The organism is Undibacterium sp., from assembly GCF_030683615.1.
Lineage (GTDB): Bacteria > Pseudomonadota > Gammaproteobacteria > Burkholderiales > Burkholderiaceae_D > Undibacterium > Undibacterium umbellatum.
In genome coordinates this window covers 107,884-130,428 of the sequence record NZ_JAUXQE010000038.1, presented here as the reverse complement: position 1 = coordinate 130,428, position 22,545 = coordinate 107,884, and the positions used below count along the sequence as shown (strand labels likewise).

Sequence of the window (22,545 nt, the reverse complement as noted above, 5' to 3'; positions counted from 1 at the left end):
AGGCACCTGAAACCGACAGACTAAAATGTAAATCGTACTTAATCTTTCAATTTAACAATATGTGGAATAGAATTAATCAGGCAGAACTGAGCATGCATACTCACAGCAAAGCGTTGGGACGAAGGCAGTCTTTTTTAGATGCCAGACGCTGCAATGCAGCAGAGTTGATGTTGGGTAAATCCCGTTGATCATTTGTTGACCATTTAACGGGGCAAATAGGAGAAAGCCATGCAAGTGTCACAATGTGTTTTTCCTGATGGGCAAATTCCTCATTTCCCTCCCCATCTTCGCACTGGTACAGGCCAGTTGATTTTATTCTTTGGCAGCACTGCCCTGCTATCTGATTCTGCTTACTTTCTGCCACTACGCAAGGCATTTCCAGACGCGATCATTGCTGGTTGTTCGACGGCAGGAGAGATTCACGGCACAACGGTGAGCGATGACACTGTCGTCGTCACGATCATAGATTTCGAACACACCCACTTGCGTTTTTCAAAGGTGGAAATTCACGAAGCTGCACACAGTTTCGCGGCAGGTCAATCATTGATCGAAGCCTTGCCAGTAACAGACCTGCAGCATGTATTGATTTTTTCAGATGGTCTGAAAGTGAATGGCACGGAATTGGTGCGCGGCCTCAAAGCAGATTTGCCATCACATGTTGAGGTGACAGGCGGACTTTCCGCAGATGGGGCAAATTTCCAAAAGACTCTGGTATGTGCCAACGATATTCCTGCAGAGGGACAGATCGTGGCAGTTGGTTTGTATGGGCAGCGACTCAAGATCGGCTATGGCTCAGTGGGTGGTTGGGATACGTTTGGTCCCGATAGAAAAATTACACGTTCAAAAGGGAATGTGCTGTACGACCTCGACGGCAAACCCGCTCTCGAATTATATAAGAACTATCTTGGCGAGCATGCAGCAGGCCTGCCATCGACAGCCTTGCTATTCCCCCTTTCTTTGCGCAATGCCTGGCAACAGGGGAATGAATCCAACGGCAACGGTGGCGTCGTGCGCACCATACTCGCAGTCGACGAAGCAGAGCAAAGCATGACCTTTGCGGGTGATATGCCCGAAGGTGCCTACGCCCGTTTAATGAAAGCCAATTTTGAACGACTGATCGATGGTGCGAGTGGCGCAGCGAGCATTTCCCGTAGCACCTTGGAAGACCGTCCTGCCGAACTTGCCTTGTTGATCAGTTGTGTTGGACGCAAGCTGGTGCTCAAGCAAAGAATAGAAGAGGAAGTCGAAGCCGTTGGTGAAATGCTGGGCGCAGAAACCTTGCTAACCGGCTTCTATTCCTATGGAGAGATATCGCCGCATATGTCTGGTGGCCCTTGCGAACTGCATAATCAAACCATGACCATCACCACGCTCCTCGAGATTTAAGCTATGCATAGTTTGCTCAGGCGTCAGATCAATCGATTCTTTGGCGATGCGTCCAGGCTGCCTGACGAGCTGAAAAAACTGATCGAGGCCATTGATATGACCTACCATCAGGCCGACATCGACAGGGCGATGACTGAGCGCTCTCTGGACATCGCATCGCAAGAAATGCTGGCGCAAAACCAGTTGCTCGCTGAGGAATTAAAAAGCCGGCAGAGTGCTGAATCGCAACTGATGTACCTGACAAATTATGATGAACTGACTGGCCTGGTAAACCGGAATCTTTTACATGACCGGCTCAAGCATGCACTCGCCAATGCGCAGCGGCATCAACATCAACTGGTCATTGTGACTCTTGGACTGGATCACTTTAAAGTAATCAATGATAGCCTCGGCCCCTCAGTTGGGAATGAATTACTAAGAATAATCGCCGACCGGCTCAGTGCCTGCGTGCGCGGTGGCGACACAGTCGCCAGACTGGGCGGAGATGAGTTTGCTTTGGTATTGACTGAGCAAAATGAGACATACCCGCATGATGATAATCGTAGCAAGGAACAAGGCAGCATCACTTTCTACCCACATCTTATCGAGATCTTGCAGCGAATATTGGCAGCAGTGTCCAGACCTATGGTCCTGGCACAGCAAGAGCTTGAAGTCACATGCAGTGTCGGGGTAAGCCAGTATCCGCAGGATGGCAATGACCCAGACACTTTATTGATGAATGCCAATGCAGCACTGAGCAGTGCCAAGCAATTAGGTCGTAACATTTATCAATTCTACACTTCGGATCTGAGTACCAGGCTGAATGAGAAACTGACCATGCAAAGCAGGCTCCGGTTGGCACTCGAACGCGAAGAGTTCGTCTTGCACTACCAGCCGCAAGTTGATTTGCGCACCGGTCACATCGTGGGGCTGGAGGCGCTGGTGCGCTGGAACCAGCCTGACATAGGCATGGTCTCTCCTGGCCATTTTATTGGGCTCGCAGAAGAAACGGGGTTGATAATACCTATCGGGGCCTGGGTCATACGAACGGCATGCGCACAGTGCAAAGCCTGGCATGATCAGGGAATAGGCAAGTTCCGCATTGCCGTCAACTTATCGGTACGCCAGTTCGGCCAGGCAGATCTATTGCATTTCGTGAGTGAGGTATTGACGCAGACCGGGCTTGATCCCGAATATCTGGAAATCGAATTGACCGAGAGCCTGGTCATGACTGACGTCGAACGCTCTATCGACATATTGCGAGGTCTCAAAGCACTTGGCGTACAACTTTCAATAGATGACTTTGGCACAGGGTACTCCAGCCTGTCCTACCTGAAACGTTTCCCTATCGACGTGCTCAAAATAGATCAGTCATTTGTGCGGGACATCGAAAAATCAGATGATGCCGCCATCGTCAAGGCAATCATTTCCATGGCACACAGCCTGGGCATGCATGTAATTGCCGAAGGCGTAGAAACGGAAGCCCAGTGCAAGTTCTTGCGCCACAATCAGTGCGACGAGATTCAGGGTTTCTTGTTTTCCAGAGGCTTACCCAAGGAAGAGGTCGAACACCTTTTGCGGAAGAAAAAACAACTACCTCATCGTCTATTATATTTCTCAAATCATGCCCGTACCGTGCTACTGGTAGATGACGACGTCAATATCCTCGCGGCTTTCAAGTATTTGCTCAGAAACGATAATTATCATATCCTCACTGCCGTCAGCGGTCAGGTCGGCATAGAGTTGCTTGCCCAACACCAGGTTGATGTGATCGTTTCTGACCAAAACATGCCAGGGATGTCTGGCGTAGAATTTGTACATTTCGTCAAGAATAAATATCCAGAGTCAGTGCGCATCATGTTATCTGGCAGTGCGGACCTGAGCTCTGTGATCAATGCCGTCAATGAAGGCGCTATCTATCAATTCATGACCAAACCATGGGATGATGTGCAGCTAAAGCACCATATTAGTGAAGCCTTCATGCATAAAGAACTCGCTGATGAAAACCGGCGACTGTATCTCGAAATTCAAAGCAAACAGTTCTCCATCGTCAAGGACAGGCGGCAATCGAACGGGAGTCTTCCCTAGCACATGAGTGATGATTCCGGCTGTCGGAAAATTGGCAAGCAGGCACTCTGCATTGCCGCTACTTGCCTTTGCGAAAACACTCATTCATCGATTTGCCAGCGGAAGTGTCTAAGCATGCTTCCTGACTTGTAATCAAGCTGATCAGTTTTTTTTTAAAACATGAGTGCTGTTTATGCAAATCAGGTCTATTCTTAATTTGTTGAACTCCCGTCAGCAGAAAATAGGGGACCATCATGCAAAGACGTACACTCTTGAAACTTGCCAGCTTGCCATGCCTCGTTTGCCTGCCTTCGCACGGCAAAGCATGGCCTTGCAAATTTCTACCCTGATAGAAAAAGATCCGGCCACCAGCATTGCAGAAAAAGTAATGGAAGCAGCCTATCGCAAACTGGGGATGAATTTCAACCTGCATTATTTGCCTGGTGAGCGCTCTTTGCGTAGCGCCAACAATGGTGAAATGGATGCCGAGCTGTACAGGAAACTGGGCATGGAAAGGGACTACCCCAATCTCGTCATCGTGCCAGTCCCCCTGCTGACTTATGAAATCGTGATTTTTACCTATGGTACCAATTTTGTCGTTGCAGGCTGGGAAAGCTTGCGCCCGTACTCGATAGGCTTTGTCAAAGGTATTAAAATTATTGAGCAAAACACCATAGGTATGAAACTGGTGCCCGCGCCCACGGTGCGCCAGGCATTTCAAAAAATGCTGTTGGGGCGTTCTGACATCGTCGTGGCAAACCGTATATCGGGCCTGGCTGCCCTGAGTGAATTAAAGCAGGGCGACATCACCGTGCTCTCACCACCACTGGCTACCTTCCCGGTTTTCCATTACTTAAATAAAAAGCACGAGGCTTTAGTCCCTGCACTGACAACAGTTTTACAGAAAATGCAAAAAGACAAAGTCATAGAAAATATTCAAACCAGTGTCATGGCTGAATGGAAACAAAACGAATAGCACTATATTGTGGCACCGAACAACAGATCAGTCACCAAGCTCAATCAGGCCAGACAAGGGCAAGCCTGGCGGCGTGACGTACATGGCAAGTACCCAGGCGCGGGAGGGATCTTGCGCCTGTTGCTTGAGAGTATTGACGATAAAGTCTATCGATGTCTTGTCCAGCGCGGCAAAGGGATCATCTAGTAAATTGATACTTGCACCTGCGGCAAAGGCGGCTGCCAGCCAGACCTTGCGTTTGCTACCAGTTGATAGCATATAAAAATTCTTGTGCAGATGCGGCGTCAGTGCCAAGCCTTCGATGGCGCTTTCCAGCTTGGCTTCATCAAATTGAGGATAGTTGCCACGCACGCTGACAAAATAGTCTTCAACGCTATTCTGATCAAAAACATCTGTGCGCGGGTCTACCCAAAACACTTGACGACGATACAGCACTGGCTGTTCATGCAAGCAGATGCCCTGTATCTGTAACTGCCCACTTTGCGCCTGCAAATCACCTGCCAGCAATTGCAGCAAACTGGTCTTGCCGCGACCGTCGCCACCACGCACCAGATTAATACCTGAAACGATATCGCCAGACCAGTCACTGAACAAGACCTGCCCAGGATAAGAAAAACTGAGATGACGTGCCTGCAGTAGCGCGGCAGAGTGATTTTCCATTGCAAAATTCCAGTAAAATTTTTGTGATTTTACAGAGGTTTTTCACTCCCACTCCCAGGCAGGCTCAAAAAAATGCAATAGCGACTTACTTCTGAAGAATTGGCCCAGATTGCCGCCACATATACAGAGCAGCCACGACAAAGTAAAATACTTAGCCATCGTTAAACAAATTACAAAAGCACAACATGACACTCAACGAAAGGCGTGAAAGCAAGACCGACTGTCGCCAGCTTATCGTGAGTGGTGCGACTGGCTTTATTGGACAGCATTTAATCCCCCTGCTACTGGAAGAAAATTACGAGGTGGTGGCTATAGCCAGGGACGAGCAAAAGGCTCGCAGCTTTGCCTGGTATGACAAAGTCAAATTCATCAGCCTGGATTTTCATCAAAGCACCCTGAACTTTCAACCTGAGGCAGGTGCCAGCCTGATCCACCTGGCCTGGCAAGGCTTGCCCAACTATAAATCGCTTTTTCATCTGGAAGAAAATCTTCCCAGGAATTACGCTTTTATTAAACAACTGGTCAAGGCTGGCGTGGCAAATGTGCTGGTGACAGGCACTTGCTTTGAATATGGCTTTCAATATGGCCCCATTGCTGCCACCGCCATGCCCATGCCTGCCAACCCCTATGCGCTGGCCAAAGACAGCCTGCGCCAATTCCTGGGCCATTTGCAGGCAGAATCCAGCTTCATGCTGCAATGGGCGCGGCTGTTCTATATGTATGGCCAGGGCCAAAATCCCAAGTCCATACTGGCACAACTTGATACCGCCATTGCCAACGGCGACAGCGTTTTCAATATGAGTGGCGGCGAGCAGTTGCGTGACTATCTGCCGGTGGAAGCAGTAGCACAACAACTATTGGACATATTTAAATCTCGCGAAGATGGTGTCTTTAATGTCTGCAGCGGCGAGGCCATTTCCATCAGGCGGCTGGTCGAAGAAAGAATCAAAGAACGGGGTGCCTCCATACACCTCAACCTGGGCTACTACCCCTACCCTGACTATGAGCCTATGGCATTCTGGGGTATCAATAACAAGGAAATAAAATGACTGAACATGAAAATTTCAAAGCGGAGTGCCAGGCAGAAGTCGCACAGCAGGGTACCAACACTGAACTAAAAGAATTGACCAATCAGTGGATTTCCACCGCCGCAGAGCATAAATATTCCTACCATTTCGAATGGCTGGGTCGTCCCATTATCCAGCATCCGCAAGACATGATAGGCCTGCAGCAATTGCTGTGGAATATACAGCCCGACCTGGTCATCGAAACCGGCATCGCGCGTGGCGGCTCACTGATCTTTAGCGCCAGCATACTTGAACTGATCGCACTATGCGGCGGCAATCCTGATGCCAAGGTTCTGGGCATCGATATCGATATACGCGATCACAATCGCCAGGCCATCCTTGAGCATCCCATGTCCAAAAGGATAGAGATGATACAAGGCTCCAGCATCGCAGCCGACATTGTGGAATCCGTGCACAAGTTTGCCGCAGGTTATAAAAAAATCCTGGTTTGCCTGGACAGTAATCACACCCATGATCACGTACTGGAAGAACTCAAGCTGTATGCGCCACTGGTCAGCAAAGGTAGTTATTGCGTCGTGTTTGATACCATTATTGAAGACTTGCCTGCCGGTAGCGGCCCAGTCAGGCCATGGGGCAAATCCAACAATCCCAAAACCGCCGTGTGGGAATACTTGAAACAACTAGAGGCGAGCAATGCCACGGGCCGGGATGACGGACAACTGAATTTCATCATCGATAAAGAGATTGAAAATCAATTGTTGATCACCGTAGCACCGGATGGCTTTCTCAAGCGCGTTTAATGCATGGGCAAGCTACTCCTACCTACCGTCCCGAACAGCCCTCTTTCCTCGATTGAGGGCGAAGAAAAGTTTGGGGAAATGCGGCTGAGCCTGAACGAAGCCCTGGGCTTTGTTGAGAACGCCGCATTTGACACCAGGCTCGCTACCTACGACGACAACTATCAAAACAGTCAGGCACACTCTGGCTTGTTTCAGGCGCACATGAGAAATGTGCTGGACATCTTGAAGGCAGAATTTCCGCCGTCCAGTGTCCTGGTTGAAGTTGGTTGCGGCAAGGGGGACTTTGTTGAGCTTGCCCAGGCTGATGGGCATTTCGTCGCATCTGGTTATGACGCCACCTATGAAGGGAGCAATCCCCGCATACAAAAAAGATATCTGTCAGCAGATGACAACATCCAGGCAGATATCGTGGTGTTGCGCCACGTGCTGGAACACATCAAGGCACCGCATGCATTTTTGATGATGCTTAAACAGGTATTTGGCAATGCCGCCATTTACATAGAAGTGCCCAGCTATGACTGGATCCTGGACAACCAGGCATTCTTCGACATCACCTACGAGCATGTTAACTACTTTTCAAAAAATGCCTTGCTGGCATTATTTGATCAAGCCGTCAGAAAAACAGGCTTATGCTTCAATGGACAATACCAGTATGCCATTGCTGACATCAATGCAGTATCAACACAGTTTGCCTATCTGTATGAAAACGGCGAATGGAAAGATCTGGATTTTGAACATCTTTTCCCGCAACTCAAAGAAAAGATAAGCGCCATAGAAGAACGACTCGCAGCAGACAGCAAACTCTACATCTGGGGCGCTGCGACGAAGGGATGCATGTTCCTCGTGCACTGCATGAACCAGGGAAAACTCATCGCGCAGACTGGCTTTGCCGTTGATGTCAATCCCCAGAAATGCGGAAAATTTCTACCAGGCTCACACGTACAAATTCAAAGCAAGGAAGCTTTTTTTGCAGCTGCAAAACCGGGCGATTTGCTGCTGATATCCAACCCCAACTACCAGTCAGAAATTGTCGATGAAATACGTGCCAGAGGCATAAACGGCGTAGATATCATGTGCTTATGATTGACTAAGCAAGGAAATGGCAAAGTGACTTTTCCTCCGCCTGCCCTTTCCCAACCCAGAGTCACCAGTGACTGACTATCACTGCCTCCCAATAAATTCACGCTGCTCAAAGTGTTTGCGCCAAATGTACCAGTTTTTTTCTGCATGGCCGATGATCATGATTTTGATCGGGCCCATGTACTTTTCCTTTTCTTTGATTGTTGCAGCAACTGACAGAAATTTGGAAAAAATATTAAAAACACTATATATGCAACAAACCATTTTGACCAGCGCAAACCTGTCCTCCAGATAATCCCCCTTAAAAGCCACTTTAAAAGCCACTTGCACAAGTACATGAGATGAATATACAATTCATATACGTTTCATATATAAAGGTGCCATATGGGCATAGTCAACATCGACGATGATCTGCACGACCAGATGCGCAAAGCCAGCTCTGTCGCTTGCCGCTCAATCAATGCGCAAGCTGCTTTCTGGATCAAGATAGGCATGCTGTGCGAAATGAACCCGACCATGTCTTTCAATGAGATTGTGGTGCACGAACTGAAAGCTGCAGGTGTGGAACCCCTGGCTTTCAGGGGAGCGTTAACATGACCAAGCGACCAGAAGAAATCGCCCTGATGGCAGAATCAGGCAAGCTGCTGGCGAGCGTGTTTACCCACCTTGATCAATTGAATCTGATCGGCATGTCGACCATGCAGGTAAATGACCTGGTCGACAGCTTCATCGTCAATGAACTCAAGGCCCGCCCCGCAAGCAAGGGCCAGTACGGCTATGCCTATGCCTTGAACTCATCACGCAATAGCGTGGTGTGCCATGGCGTGCCATCCGCAACAGAAATTTTGCAGGACGGTGATATCGTCAATTTTGATATCACCCTGGAGAAAAACGGTTTTATCGCCGACTCCAGCAAAACCTATCTGGTCGGCGAAGTAACAGCATCAGCTAAACGTCTGGTGCAAGTGACCTATGAAGCCCTGTGGAAAGGCATCAAAGCCGTGCGACCAGGTGCCAGGCTGGGTGACATAGGCCATGCCATTGAAAGCCATGCCAGGAAAAATGGTTACTCGGTCGTCAGGGAATATTGCGGACATGGCATAGGCCGCGAAATGCACGAACCGCCCGAAGTGCTGCACTGGGGACGGCCACGCACAGGCCTGATATTAAAGGAAGGCATGGTGTTCACCATAGAACCCATGATCAACCAGGGCCGCCACGATGTAGAGACCGAAGATGATGGCTGGACTGTCGTCACCATAGACGGGAAATTATCCGCCCAGTTTGAGCATACGGTGGCGGTCACAAAAACCGGCGTACAGGTTTTGACGCTGCGCGCCGGGGAAAGAGCTTTAGCCTGAAGCTCGACGTTGGAAATGCGAGTGGATATGCACCAGCCTGGTCTGCAATGAACACATCATTTCAGACCAGTCATACATGAGCAGCTTAGTTCGATGCAGCAGCCTTGCTGCGTGCCACATGTAGTTTCTTGTAGCTGTCTATCAGGCGTGCATGCCTGTCCAGCCCTTCCAGTTTCATGCTGGTTGGCGTCAAGCCATAGAAGCGCACGCTGCCATCGACTGATCCCAGTACTGCGTCCATACGCTCATTGCCAAACATGCGGCGGAAGTTGACGACGTAATCAGCTAGCTCCAGATCATCATCCAGCGTGACTTCCAGCACTACATTCAGGGCCTGATAAAACAAGCCGCGATCAACCGTGTTGTCGTTGTATTGCAGGAAGGTTTCGACCAGCTCTTTCGCTTCTTCAAAGTCCTGCAAGGCGAGATTGATCAGCAGCTTCAACTCCACAACCGTGAGCTGGCCCCAGATCGTGTTCTCGTCAAACTCTATGCCTATCAGGGTAGCGATGTCGCTGTACTCGTCGAGCTCATTATTTTCCAGTCGTTCCAGCAAGTCTTCCAGTTGTTCATCATCCAGCGTATGCAGATTCAGGATATCAGCGCGGAACAACAAAGCCTTGTTGGTGTTATCCCAGATCAGGTCTTCTACCGGATACACTTCAGAATAACCCGGCACCAGGATACGGCAGGCGGTAGCACCCAAGTGGTCATACACGGCCATGTAGGCTTCTTTGCCCATCTCCTTGAGTATGCCGAACAAGGTCGCGGCTTCATCGGCATTCGAATTTTCACCCTGACCTGAGAAATCCCATTCAACAAATTCGTAATCGGCTTTCGCACTAAAGAAGCGCCACGACACTACGCCGCTGGAATCGATGAAGTGTTCAACAAAATTATTTGGCTCAGTCACTGCATTGCTGACAAAGGTTGGCTGAGGCAAATCATTGAGGCCTTCAAAACTGCGGCCCTGCAACAATTCTGTCAGGCTGCGTTCCAGCGCCACTTCCAGGCTGGGGTGTGCACCGAAAGAGGCAAACACGCCACCCGTGCGCGGGTTCATCAGGGTCACGCACATGACAGGATATTGGCCACCCAGCGATGCATCTTTCACCAGCACCGGAAAGCCCTGCTCTTCCAACCCCTGTATGCCAGCCAATATGCCAGGGTATTTCGCCAGCACTTCTTGCGGTACATCAGGCAAGGCGATTTCACCTTCGAGAATTTCACGCTTGACGGCACGTTCAAAAATTTCAGACAGACATTGCACCTGCGCTTCAGCCAGGGTGTTACCAGCACTCATGCCATTGCTGGCAAACAGGTTTTCAATGAGGTTGGATGGGAAGTAGACGACCTCACCATCTGACTGACGCACGTAAGGCAGCGAACAGATGCCACGCTCGGCATTGCCGGAATTGGTGTCGATCAGATGCGAGCCACGCAACTCACCTTCAGGGTCATAAATCTCCCGGCTATACTCATCCAGTATCTCTTTAGGCAGCGCATCCCTCTTGCCAGGCTTGAACCAGCGCTCTACCGGGTAATGCACAAAGGCCGCATTGGCGATGTCTTCACCCCAGAACGAACCCGCATAAAAATGGTTGCAACTCAGGCGCTCGATATACTCACCCAGGGCCGATGCCAGCGCACTCTCTTTGGTCGCGCCCTTGCCATTGGTAAAACACATGGGCGAATGCGCATCGCGTATATGCAGCGACCACACATTAGGAATAATATTGCGCCACGAAGCAATCTCTATCTTGATGCCAAGCCCCGCCAGCAAGCCAGACATATTCGCAATGGTCTGCTCCAGCGGCAAATCCTTGCCCAGGATATAAGTTGCTGCATCCGCGTTCGGGTTCAAGGTCAGCAAAGCCTGAGCATCAGCATCGAGGTTCTCGACCTCTTCAATGACAAACTCCGGCCCCGCCTGCACCACTTTTTTGACCGTGCAACGATCAATGGAACGCAAGATACCTTCACGGTCCTTGGCAGAAATATCAGCAGGCAATTCCACCTGTATCTTGAAAATCTGCGCGTAACGGTTTTCAGGATCAACAATATTATTCTGCGACAACCGTATATTTTCAGTAGGGATATTGCGGGTATTGCAATACAGCTTCACAAAATAAGCCGCGCACAAGGCCGACGAAGCCAAGAAGTAATCAAAAGGACCAGGCGCAGAACCATCCCCCTTATAACGGATAGGCTGATCAGCCACCACCGTAAAATCATCGAACTTGGCTTCAAGACGAAGCTTATCGAGAAAGTTAACCTTAATTTCCATGGGGGAGTTCCAAAATAGTGTTCAAAATCGTGTAGGCGGTATTATCCGTCTTTTTTTGGATGAGCAGGAAAGCTTGTCGGGCGACTTCGTGATTTCACTAAAATTTCATTTACTTTGCTGGGTAATCTGCACAGCTTATGAATCAGGTTTAGCAAAATATCTGTGGCCGTGTAGTGCAAGGCCATTAGCGTCTCAAGTACCATAAAGGAGCATGACTACATCCTATTAAATCATCAACTCCGCTGAGACAGTTCGATTGTGTCAGTGTCAATACGGGAAATTGATGTCTATGCCAACAAATTATCATTCTCGCCAGGTTTAATAAAAACTGCCAGCGGTCCGTTCAAAGTAAATCCCACATAAGCATGCACAGTCGCACCTGGTCCACCAAGTGCGCCAGGCGCTCGCGCGGGTATCGTAAGGTTTAGTTCAGAAATTCGAACGTACCATTGCAAATGCTCACGTTCAATTTGACATTGGAAGCGCTGAGGATCACCGTTATCGTTTAAAAAGTAGCATCTGATTTCTCTGGGGGACAAACTACTCCCTGAAGAATGAACACGTCTTAGGCCAGCAAATGAAGCATTAGCTTCGGTTAGATTTCCGCATTGAAAAAGAGCGACCGCGTAGTAAAACTGCTTGATAACATTGTCACGGTATACCGAGTGCTTAAGTAACTCTTCCAAATCTAGTCTAAACTCTCGCCAATTTAACTGACCATGTCGCTGAATTTTCCAACGAATTATCAAATCTAAACGCGTAGAAATCAATTCGAGGGATAAGTTCTGTTTCTTTGACTCAATCAACTCTTTGCATTCAATCAGGTAATTATTCAACTCGTTATAATTCTTACCTTTACCGGTTTCGTTTGCTTCAATTAGCATACGCCGAGCAGCCACCTCAAATCCAATTTGTGTAAGCGATTGCTCAAATTTCTCCACAGCTAAAGTCTTTAAACGCACGATATCGGGAATGGCATCCAATATCTTTCTCTGCAGATTTAGCAACATTCCCAAGCTCTTTTCATGCTTACTGTAGCCGCGCACATGAGATCCAATGTTTTGAAATGCCCTTTCAATTTCCTGTAATGCTTCACCTAAAGAACTCAAACTAATATTGTCTTTAGTTGCACCTCCGCCTTGAATCGCGAGTTCAAATAGGAGATTTGCGGCAACATGAGATGTATGTGAATTAAAAAATGCGAGGCTAGTGGCTTGACGTAAATGTTGACGAACGAGCTCAAGGCCATGTTCCTTATCTTGAGTGCCTTGCTTGACCATCTGTAGAACAGCGGCAGCCATAGATGTGTGAATATGTTCTTGCGGAGCATCACGCTCTGAACCAGGATAGATGTCACATTGAAGCGCATTTTCAAACTGAGCATACGCATTACGATAATCGTGGCCTTTGTCGTGCATCCAGATTCCACGATGGTGTTCGATAACTCTGTCAGAATGCGGGAGTGTTTCGCGGGCAATTTCAAAGAGTTCTATTCCTTCATCGTATGTCAGGAATTTTTCTAACTTCGGCCGTGCTCTAACTAGAATGTCCAAGACGAACGTCCGATAAACACCTGAGCCCGCCTCGCAAGCATACAATAGTTTTTTTAATACCCGAAACTCTCCTGCATGGCCAACACCACCATTTACTAAATCTAAGAGAATGTATGTAACTATCTTATTTCTAGTACGAAATAATACGGTTGAATTTTCAGTTTCTTGTTCATCATAAAGTAAACCCCATAAGGGACGTCCATCAACTACCATATCTAACCATTCGGAATAGTCAACTCCTAACGCCCGAACCAAAACCTCAATCGGGAGACCAATATCCAAATTACTCATTACTGTAACGAATTCATACGCTTTATGGGCGACTGCACTACTCCTCGCAACATCCCCAGCCATTCCAGCCACTGAACTACGAATGCTTCCTAGCCTACAATATTCATCACGCAACGATTCCGTAAGCTGTGATCGAGTTTCAGGAACCAAATACCAAAGGCTACATAAAATATCTGCTGCATCACGTTTTGACAGCTTTTTGACTTCAATGTTTGCTTCTTCCTCATTCCTTGCAGCACCTATTCTTTGAAGCATTGCGACCAAATCAGTTATTTCATTCGTGTCCAATTCAAACGGAATTTCAAATTCTGTTGTTCGTGAAACACCATTTATTAATGCAGAATTGTCGTTTGCAAAGTAGTCTGAATTCCTTACTGTAAAAACAATAGCTAACTTACCTTGAAACCTGTCGAAACATCCTAAAAGCTCACTAGCGTCTAATCTTAACGACCAAGGATCATCGCAAAGAAGTACGAACCTTGCTTCTTCATTACCCTTTATCTTTATATGATCAGCTAATGTCTGTGCCAATTCTCTATAAGAGCGTAGATATCCACCTGCAAGCGCACGACGGCACCACATTACTGTCAATCCCTGCGCGGAAAGTTCAATTGCTACACGTTTCAGTAATAGCGTCTTGCCTATACCAGCTTCGCCATGCAAAACTATAGAACGTAGTTTCGATGCGGCAGATTCATTAAATATCTCTAATACGAGATTTTTAACCTTATCAGTACATGATCGTCTTAAGTCTAGGCCGGCCAAAAATGGCCTCCAATCAATGGATGCAGGCCGAAAAAGACCATCAATTAACTTTGGGAGATTTAACGCTGTTGTAGCGTCATCAATTGGTTCGAAAGGAACAACAGATATTATGCTCTCGTGATTTGATAAATTTTTGGATAAAGTATCCTGCTTTTGAGGAATCAATATCGCCATCGACTTAGAACGCATAGGTTTTAAATCTGCAATTGCATTGCAAAACTCACGTAGCGAAGCATCAATAAGCTCAACTGAGCGTTGACTACACAACGCTCTAATAGTTGGATCTATCAATGTTCGGTCATCTTTCAAAAATAGAAATTTTGAAACACTTGGCCGAGGGAGGCCCAGGAGAGTTCCTAATAGGTTTCGAACAAAAGGAGTAATGGCCTCGGTACCTATGATTAGTAAAGGCGCCTCTTTAAGGTAGTCTGGAAATGTCCTTAGAATTTGTGACCACATTTGGAAACGTACCAACATGTCAGATTCAGTTATTGCGAGAGAGCTATCCGACTCTAAAGCATTTATATTTCCCAACATTTTATATATTGGAATTGTCCTTTCATGCGGCATGATTGCTGGATTATCTATAATTGTCGCGGACAATGAACTGGGTTTACTATCTAAGTAATTGCGTAAAGCAGCTTCAAATAAAACATCTTCAGTTAAAGATATGCACGCTGACCAGCCAGCTTTTGCGAGATAAGGTAAATCTAGAGAACCAGATAGTTTTTGCAATTCGTCGCGAATAGATCGCTGAATTGTTGGCACCTGATCAGGTAGTAATTGTGTGAGCGTGTCTAGTGCGGCTCTATATGTCAGTCCAGAAATTGGTTGCTCAAATGATATTTGATCTTGATAGGGTTTGAAAGCCTCAACAAAAATACGGGTTAATGTCCCAGGCAAAGTGGTCACGCCCGGTCCAACAACAATGCCAGGCTTGCGACTCAATGCTTCAATTGCGTCACTTAAAGATATCAATGGAAGGTCTGCCACAGAGCTATACCTCTTCAAATTTAAGGATTGAAACCAAAGGAGCGATCGTAACAACGGAGTCAATAACATCATCATAGTCATTGCTTATTGTTCCCCCTGTGTGAATCGTTACAGAGGAAAACAAATCAATGATGGCACATGGCAACGCATATTTACCTAAGTCGAAAATTCGCACTTGTAATTGCGCCCCATCGAGTGGCTTCAAGAAAATTAAATAGCGAGAAAGCGTGGATATGCAAGACGGTAAGAACTGAATGAAGTGTTCAGCTGATTGACCTGAGAATTGCTCTTGACGAAGATAGTTTAATGAATCAGTTAAAGTATCTAAAAAACTTTGACTGGTTCTTGTCTGCTCTAATGAAAAAAAACAAATACATGTCCATAGTTTGTTAAACGAATTAGATTGCCTAACACAGTTCTTTACGCTGGAAATATTTAAGAGCGCATTGTCAAGATTTTTTCTAGAAAATGAACTCTTAACTTCGATTACAGCGACTACAGAATTAGGCGGAACAATTTGGAGACCACCCTCAGAGAAGTACGGAATACTTTTATGCGGATCAGATATAAGTATGTCTATTTCTGGCGAGCAGTGGCCTTGACTTTTGGCGGGCCGGACGAATCCTCTTGATATTGATAAATGATTTGGTAGATACCGCGCCAGAAATTCTTTAATAATTATTTCTTTGTGGTGTCCATCAGACAGCCAATGGGCATCGCCAATAAGCTGACGGACACGATTTGAACGTGCGTCCAACTCATTAGTCCAACTTTCAAGGTATGCGTCGAGGTGTGCGTCCATAGACTCTTTACCAAAAACCGCAACTCATTCGGACGTAAATATCAAAATCTCAGAAATAACTGTTTCAAAGCAGCATACGGAAAATGCAGCATCAAAAATAGAATTGCAAATAATGCAATTTCTACAGTTTAAAATGCGCCCGTTAAATTGTCTATATAAATCCTAATTAGCGCAATACGTGTGGTATTTTTTAACTCAATTTGATTGCCATCGAATAAATTGGTCGAACCTACATCACTAAACGCTTGATTTATAAGAAGCGCTCTGATGAGTAACGTTGATTGGGCGGTAGGCTTGACAGTGGCTTGGCAAACGGCCAGTGAATCAAGTTGGTCGAGACAAGCAAGACGGTCCATATCAATCCAAATCAAAAACTTCACTAGCTCAAACTCACTGCTCCGCAGTGAGTATCTCATGAGCCAGCAGAATGTGCGGCAACACTCCAAGCTCACGACTCCGGATCAAACCCAAACACCCTTAGCTCCTGATCACAGCGACAGGCTTTGGCGAGACGTGCTGCCCATGCGATGGCGTCCTCTCTTGAAGGAAGCTCAAGTACAGTGAAGCCGCCATTGAGTGGCGCCGCCCAAGGGTAGCCGCCCTCGGCGACTGCGCCATTGGCTGATACCAGAACGGGCGACACTGTTTCATCAATGCCGCCAGCGTAAACGTAGACGCCTGCTTCCTTGGTCTCGCGTATCACGGCGTGGGCGTCTCGCCCGACTGTCTCCATCTCACTGCCGGCGACTTTCATTGCGGCACTGGGAAATGAAATGAGGTACTTTGCCATGATCTGCTTCTCCAAAAATTGGGGGCCTGGTGATCATGGCAATGTAACTCAATGCCCTGCCTTATTCAACAGTCACGCTTTTGGCAAGGTTACGTGGCTTGTCAACGTCTGTCCCCCTTGCCAGTGCTGTGTGGTAGGCCAGCAATTGCAGCGGCACTACGTGCAGTATGGGTGACAGCTGGCCGTAGTGTTCTGGCAGGCGGATGACGTGTACGCCTTCGCTGGAGGTGATGCGGGAGTCGGCGTCGGCGAAGACGTAGAGTTCGCCGCCGCGGGCGCGGACTTCTTGCATGTTGGACTTGAGTTTTTCTATCAGGGTGTCGTTGGGGGCGACGGTGACGACGGGCATCTCCTTGGTGACCAGGGCCAGGGGGCCGTGTTTGAGTTCACCGGCTGGGTAGGCTTCGGCGTGGATGTAGGAAATCTCTTTGAGTTTTAATGCGCCTTCGAGGGCGATGGGGTAATGCAGGCCGCGACCGAGGAAGAGTGCGTTTTCTTTGCGGGCGAATTCTTCTGCCCAGGAGATGATTTGTGGCTCCAGCGCCAGCACGGCGCTGATGGCGACGGGCAGGTGGCGCAGGGCGCGTATGTGTTCTGCTTCGTCAGTTTCGCTGAGGCGGCCTTTGCTTTGCGCGAGGGACAGTGCCAGCAAAAAGAGTGCTGCCAGTTGTGTGGTAAAAGCCTTGGTGGATGCGACGCCCACTTCTACCCCGGCATGGGTGATATAGGATAAGGCGCATTCACGCACCATGGCGCTGGTGGCGACGTTGCAGACTGTGAGGGTGTGCAGCATGCCCAGGCTGCGTGCATGTTTCAATGCTGCCAGGGTGTCTGCTGTCTCGCCACTTTGCGAGATAGTGACGACCAATGAATTGGGGTTGGGCACGCTTTCGCGGTAGCGGTATTCGCTGGCGATTTCTACATTGACGGGGATTTTTGCTATTGCTTCTATCCAGTATTTAGCCGTCAGGCCAGCGTAGTAGCTGGTGCCGCAGGCGAGTATCAATACCGAGTCTATTTGCTTGAAGACTTTGTAGGCACCGTCTCCAAACAGCTCGGGCATGATGTTGATGACGCCTTCGAGCGTGTCGGCAATCGCACGCGGCTGCTCGAAGATTTCTTTTTGCATGTAATGGCGATAAGGGCCAAGCTCTGCAGCGCCGCTGTGGGCGTGTACGGTTTTTACTTCGCGCTGGACGGATTTGCCTTCGTTATCGACTATCCATACTTTTTGCAATTGCAGGTCTACCACGTCGCCTTCTTCGAGATAGATGATCTGGTCTGTGGTGCCTGCGATTGCCATGGCGTCTGATGCGAGGAAGTTTTCTCCCTGGCCTACGCCGACGATCAATGGGGAACCCTGGCGTGCACCGACGACGCGGTGTGGTTCGTCGCGGCAAAATACGGCTATAGCAAATGCACCGGTCAAACGCTTGATGGCGATTTGCACGGTCTCGAACAAATCACCGCGGTAGAGGTGGTCTATGAGGTGGGCGATGACTTCGGTGTCGGTCTGGCTTTCAAAGACATAGCCAGCCTGTGTCAGTTCTGCGCGTAGTTCTTCATGGTTTTCTATGATGCCGTTGTGTACGAGGGCGATGCGCTCGCGCGAGAAATGCGGGTGGGCATTGGATGATGACGGAGCACCGTGGGTGGCCCAACGCGTGTGGGCGATGCCGGTAAAGCCAGCGAGACCGGACTGGTCTATCTGTGCTTGCAAGTCGGCCACGCGGGATGTGCTGCGTGAGCGTTGCAAGTGGCCATCTACATGCAGGGCAACGCCGCATGAGTCATAACCACGGTATTCAAGCCGCTTCAAGCCTTCGAGCAAGACGGGGGTGATATTGCGTTGAGCAACTGCGCCGACGATACCGCACATAATGACCTCTGATAAAGAATGAATATGCGTTCATGCTAAAGCAGATGGCTTGATATTTTCTTTCAAAATTAATCTATTATTGAAATTTATAAAGCATCGATTTTCAATTTGAACTATTATTTCAATATGTATGTAAATTTGGAATTATTAATCACATGCTTACTGTCAATGAGCTGGATGAACTGGATAAACGCATTTTGCAGCAATTGCAAAAAGATGCCTCACTGACCAATCATGAGCTGGCCTTGCGGGTACATGCGTCTGCGCCCACTTGCCTGCGTCGTGTCAAGCGGCTGACGGAGGAAGGCATCATAAGCCGCCAGGTGGCGCTGCTGGATGCCAGTAAGCTGGGGGCGGGTTTGACGGCCATAGTAGAAATCACGCTGGATCATCAGGCGACTGAGAAGCTGGTGGAGTTTGAGCAACTGGTGGCGCAAGAAGGGGCGGTGCAGCAATGTTATCGTGTGTCGCAGGGGCCAGATTTTGTGCTGGTGATACAGGTGGCGGACATGGCGGCTTATCATGCGCTGGCGCACCGACTGTTTGCCACCCATGCCAATGTGCGTAATGTGCGTAGTTTTTTTTCTATCTTGCGCAGCAAGTTTGAAACTGCAATTGCGCTGTAGGTTTTTGGCTAGCCCGCTCAGCGTGGACGTATGCCTTCCTTGAGTACATGTGCTGGATAATACCGCTGAAAGCTCTTCCAGACCACGCCGGATTTGGCGACTTGTTCCAGCATGTCCTTGAGTGCTGCAGAGTCTTCCATATTCAGTGATTTTTTGGAAATATAGGCACCACTATCGCCCCAGGGCAATTCAGGGATAGACTCGAAACGCAGCTTGTCGAGCATATCCTGCACGCGCCCGTCTTCCATGATGGCACCAGCCAGGATGGAGGGTGCCATGATGGTGACATCAGAGATACCGGCCTTGAGCAAACGGGCGACAGATACAGGGTCGACATCCAGATACAAGCGCCCCTGTTTGGTGAGTTCTTTGATGAGATCTTGATATGCCGTGCCATAGTCGTAGCCGCGCACCAGTGCAACTTTTAAATCTTTCTTGTCGAGCAAATCTTGCAGGGAAGTAATGGTGGGACGATTGCTTTCTATCGAAATCAAGGTGGCCCGGTTATAAATCATGGGAACGAAAATGCCGAGCTCATCTCGCCTGGGGGTACGACTGGCGGGTATCAGCAAATCTGCCCGACCGGTTTCAAACATGAGTTCCATCCTGGCCCTGGGTACGGCGGACAAGGCAAATTTACAGTTGTCTTTTTCCATCAGACTACGCAAGATGTCAGGATAAATGCCATCGATTTGCTCGCCGTTGACGATGACACTGCGCCCTGTCGGGGCGACTGGCACATTGATAACACGTGAACAGCCTGCAAAGGTCGGCGCTGAAAAAGCTGCCAGACCAGCAAACAATATTATTCTTAATACTGCTGTATGCGTCTGAAATTTCATTAATATCTGCCCAATTAAATCATCACTTTAAAAGCAGTCATTGCAAACACGGGCTGCCTGACTAACGCGGGCGATTTCCTTCTTTCAGCACTTCGGGTTTGTAGTAACGTGAAAAGCCTTTCCAGACCATGCCTGAACGGATTGCCTTTTCCATCATTTCTTGCAGGACATTACGGTCTTCCTGGCTCAGGCTTTTCTTTGACAGGTAGATGCCGCTGTCACTCCAGGGTAATTCAGGCAGGGGGTCGAACCTGAGTTTGTCGGCCATGTCTTCTACCCTGGCATCTCCTTGTACTGCGCCGGCAAAGATATATGGTGCCATGATGGTATAGTCGGCAATGCTGGCTTTTAATATCCTGGCGGCTGAAACAGTATCCGCCTCGACGATCAATCTGCCCTGCTTCTGCAGTTCTGTGATGATGGATTGATAGGCCTCGCCATAATCAAAGCCGCGCACGACGACCACTTTCAGCGTTTTTTGCTCCAGCAATTCTTGCTGGCTGCGTATGACGGGGCGCGCAGATTGCAGGGAAATCAGGGTGGCACGGGTATGAATCAGGGGAATGAAGTAGCCATGCTCATCCCGTTTGGCGGTGCGTATGGCAGGAAACAGGACATCAGCCTGGCCGTTCTCAAACATCACTTCCAGGCGCGCACGCGGCACAGCTGAAAATTGAAACTGGCAAGTTTCTTTGGAAGACAGGCTGCGAAAAATATCGGGATAAATGCCCGTGACACTATCGCCATTGACGATGACGCTAAAGCCCAGCGATGTGACAGGTGCATTGATCACCCGTGAACAGGCTGCCTGAGTATGCGAAGAAAAAAGACTCAGGGGCAAAACCAGCATGGCAGGCACAAACCTGCACTTTGTCAGCAGACTCATCAAGATCACCTTGAGAATGAAGCTCTACGATAGACTAGAAAGCGGCTTTACCACAAGCAAGATTGCGCTCAAGAAAGTCACTCTTTGTCACATAAAGCGGATAGCTTGCTTTCCGACAGGATTTCTATCTTGCCATAAGCCAGGCGTATCAAACCATCTTGCTTGAAAAATCTTAATTCTTTCGACAAGGTCTGGCGCGTCATACCCAGCATCATGGCCAGCGCTTCCTGGGTAACTGGCACCACGGCATGGCCATCTTGTTGGCGATTCGCCACTTCAGCCAGCAACAACAGGCGGCGTGCCACTCTGGCACGTACCGAACGCAGTCCTGCGTCTTCGACTATGCCGTAGAGCAGGCGTATGCGTTTTGCCAGCATGCGGGTAATTGCATTGGCAAAGGAATTGCGCTGCATAAGACTGCGAAAAACTTGCGGGGCCAGCACCAGCAACTCTACCTCAGTCAGGGCTGTTGCGTCGTGGGTACGTGGCAGGTCATCGATGAGAGAAATTTCACCAAACCAGGTGGCTGCCTCCAGGAAAATGAGTATGGCTTCGCGCCCCTCTGCACTGAGTGTAGACATCTTGAGGCTACCGCTGAGCAAGGCATAGAAACCGCTGGGTTGATCGCCCTGGCGGAATAACATTTCACCTCGACGCAAGCGCAAATGTTCACATGAGGCTAACATGAACTTACGGTCAGCCATTGGCAAGCTGGCGAACCAGGGGTCGGCCAGCAGGTTGTTCATTACATTTGCTTGTGATGCCATAAAGGAAACGTGTCCAGCAAAAACGAATGAAGCAAATTGTAAAGGATTTGACAGTTCAGGTTTAAAACTGCGTTTAAGGTATGTCAGTGTATTAACTTCAGGGAGTATACAAATGCAACACCGCGCCCATTTTGTCCGTATGGAGGACAGTACCCAGGAAGACTGGCAGTTGATCGGCGGTGAGTTCCGCCGTTTTGCCCAGGGCTTGCCCGACAGGGTGATGCAACATCTGCGTTTACTGGAAGGGGACTATGGCGGTTTCCCAATAGACCGCTTTACCCATTCGCTGCAAACCGCCACGCGCGCCTTGCGGGATGGTCGGGATGATGAATATGTCTGTTGCGCGCTATTGCACGACATTGGCGATACCCTGGGATCTTTCAACCATCCCGATATCGCCGCCGCCATCCTGAAACCTTTTGTCAGCGAAGAAAACCTGTGGATGGTGCAACACCATGGGATCTTCCAGGGTTATTACTTTTTCCATCACATAGGCATGGACAGGGACATGCGCGAGCAATTCCGCGCTCACCCGCATTTTGAACGCACGGCAGAATTTTGTGCCTTGTACGACAACCCTTCTTTTGATGCGCATGCAGAAACTTTCCCGCTGGTGGAATTTGAACCCATGCTGACCACGCTGTTCAGCCAGCCACGCAATACCATCTATAAGGCAGCCATCAGCTCCATTAACGATAAATAATAATCAATAGGGCTTACACAAAAT

19 protein-coding genes are annotated in these 22,545 nt (G+C 48.6%); 10 read left to right on the top strand and 9 right to left on the bottom strand.

The genetic code is table 11. The annotated features are described in order from the left end of the window. Positions 1-228 precede the first annotated feature (228 nt). From Q8K39_RS21595 to Q8K39_RS21585, 3 genes are all read left to right on the top strand, one after another. Entirely contained in the window at positions 229-1,386 is a 1,158-nt protein-coding gene (locus Q8K39_RS21595; RefSeq protein WP_305263258.1) for an FIST signal transduction protein, read from the top strand. 3 nt (positions 1,387-1,389) lie between these two features. Next, complete coding sequence (locus tag Q8K39_RS21590) at positions 1,390-3,453, top strand: EAL domain-containing protein (RefSeq protein ID WP_305263257.1); 2,064 nt, start codon at positions 1,390-1,392, stop codon at positions 3,451-3,453. Positions 3,454-3,724: 271 nt separating this feature from the next. After that, positions 3,725-4,408, top strand: a complete 684-nt coding sequence (locus Q8K39_RS21585; protein WP_305263256.1) for an ABC transporter substrate-binding protein — start codon at positions 3,725-3,727, stop codon at positions 4,406-4,408. A 27-nt stretch (positions 4,409-4,435) separates the two neighbouring features. On the opposite strand, the gene Q8K39_RS21580 is transcribed toward Q8K39_RS21585, so the two are convergent. Beyond that, positions 4,436-5,068: an ATP-binding cassette domain-containing protein gene (locus Q8K39_RS21580; RefSeq protein ID WP_305263255.1), complete on the bottom strand. Its 633-nt coding sequence runs from the start codon at positions 5,066-5,068 to the stop codon at positions 4,436-4,438. Between the two features lie 185 nt (positions 5,069-5,253). Here Q8K39_RS21580 and Q8K39_RS21575 point away from each other — a divergent pair, with 185 nt between their 5' ends. The 5 genes from Q8K39_RS21575 to map all read left to right on the top strand — a co-directional run bounded on the left by Q8K39_RS21575 (position 5,254) and on the right by map (position 9,337). Then, a complete protein-coding gene (locus Q8K39_RS21575) occupies positions 5,254-6,117 on the top strand; it encodes an NAD(P)-dependent oxidoreductase (RefSeq protein ID WP_305263254.1) in 864 nt (287 codons plus the stop codon). Beyond that, a complete protein-coding gene (locus Q8K39_RS21570; RefSeq protein ID WP_305263253.1) occupies positions 6,114-6,896 on the top strand; it encodes a cephalosporin hydroxylase family protein in 783 nt (260 codons plus the stop codon). Before Q8K39_RS21575 ends, Q8K39_RS21570 begins: the two co-directional genes overlap by 4 nt. A 78-nt stretch (positions 6,897-6,974) precedes the next feature. Then, positions 6,975-7,979, top strand: a complete 1,005-nt coding sequence (locus Q8K39_RS21565; protein ID WP_305263252.1) for a class I SAM-dependent methyltransferase — start codon at positions 6,975-6,977, stop codon at positions 7,977-7,979. A gap of 381 nt (positions 7,980-8,360) precedes the next feature. After that, positions 8,361-8,573, top strand: a complete 213-nt coding sequence (locus Q8K39_RS21560) for a ParD-like family protein (protein WP_110254862.1) — start codon at positions 8,361-8,363, stop codon at positions 8,571-8,573. Further along, positions 8,570-9,337 carry a type I methionyl aminopeptidase gene (gene map / locus Q8K39_RS21555; protein ID WP_186953953.1) on the top strand — a complete coding sequence of 256 codons (768 nt, stop codon included), beginning with the start codon at positions 8,570-8,572 and terminating at the stop codon, positions 9,335-9,337. The genes Q8K39_RS21560 and map overlap by 4 nt, the downstream gene beginning before the upstream one ends. 85 nt (positions 9,338-9,422) lie before the next feature. Here map and Q8K39_RS21550 read toward each other — a convergent pair whose 3' ends face one another. The 5 genes from Q8K39_RS21550 to glmS form a co-directional block, all read right to left on the bottom strand. Next, positions 9,423-11,624, bottom strand: coding sequence for an OsmC domain/YcaO domain-containing protein (locus Q8K39_RS21550; protein ID WP_305263251.1), 2,202 nt, complete (start codon positions 11,622-11,624; stop codon positions 9,423-9,425). Between the two features lie 287 nt (positions 11,625-11,911). Beyond that, positions 11,912-15,301 carry a hypothetical protein gene (locus Q8K39_RS21545; RefSeq protein WP_305263250.1) on the bottom strand — a complete coding sequence of 1,130 codons (3,390 nt, stop codon included), beginning with the start codon at positions 15,299-15,301 and terminating at the stop codon, positions 11,912-11,914. Continuing rightward, positions 15,231-16,028 (bottom strand): DUF6602 domain-containing protein, encoded by a 798-nt coding sequence (locus tag Q8K39_RS21540; protein WP_305263249.1) that lies wholly within the window; start codon positions 16,026-16,028, stop codon positions 15,231-15,233. Before Q8K39_RS21540 ends, Q8K39_RS21545 begins: the two co-directional genes overlap by 71 nt. A gap of 448 nt (positions 16,029-16,476) precedes the next feature. Further along, a complete protein-coding gene (locus tag Q8K39_RS21535; RefSeq protein WP_305263248.1) occupies positions 16,477-16,818 on the bottom strand; it encodes a YciI family protein in 342 nt (113 codons plus the stop codon). A 61-nt stretch (positions 16,819-16,879) separates the two neighbouring features. Then, entirely contained in the window at positions 16,880-18,697 is a 1,818-nt protein-coding gene (gene glmS / locus Q8K39_RS21530) for a glutamine--fructose-6-phosphate transaminase (isomerizing) (protein ID WP_305263247.1), read from the bottom strand. A gap of 155 nt (positions 18,698-18,852) precedes the next feature. On the opposite strand from glmS, the gene Q8K39_RS21525 reads away from it, so the two are divergent. Then, complete coding sequence (locus Q8K39_RS21525; protein WP_305263246.1) at positions 18,853-19,323, top strand: Lrp/AsnC family transcriptional regulator; 471 nt, start codon at positions 18,853-18,855, stop codon at positions 19,321-19,323. Between the two features lie 17 nt (positions 19,324-19,340). Here the strand turns inward: Q8K39_RS21525 and Q8K39_RS21520 are convergent, their stop codons facing one another. The 3 genes from Q8K39_RS21520 to Q8K39_RS21510 form a co-directional block, all read right to left on the bottom strand. Beyond that, on the bottom strand, positions 19,341-20,165 hold the full coding sequence (locus tag Q8K39_RS21520; protein ID WP_305263245.1) for an ABC transporter substrate-binding protein: 825 nt from the start codon (positions 20,163-20,165) through the stop codon (positions 19,341-19,343). Positions 20,166-20,226: 61 nt separating this feature from the next. Beyond that, the gene (locus Q8K39_RS21515) at positions 20,227-21,051 is read right to left on the bottom strand and encodes an ABC transporter substrate-binding protein (RefSeq protein WP_230413711.1); all 825 of its coding nucleotides are present in this window, start codon (positions 21,049-21,051) and stop codon (positions 20,227-20,229) included. A 77-nt stretch (positions 21,052-21,128) separates the two neighbouring features. Beyond that, a complete protein-coding gene (locus Q8K39_RS21510) occupies positions 21,129-21,797 on the bottom strand; it encodes a Crp/Fnr family transcriptional regulator (protein ID WP_305263244.1) in 669 nt (222 codons plus the stop codon). Positions 21,798-21,930: 133 nt separating this feature from the next. Here Q8K39_RS21510 and Q8K39_RS21505 point away from each other — a divergent pair, with 133 nt between their 5' ends. Beyond that, positions 21,931-22,521, top strand: coding sequence for an HD domain-containing protein (locus tag Q8K39_RS21505; protein ID WP_305263243.1), 591 nt, complete (start codon positions 21,931-21,933; stop codon positions 22,519-22,521). The last annotated feature ends 24 nt before the right edge of the window (positions 22,522-22,545 follow it).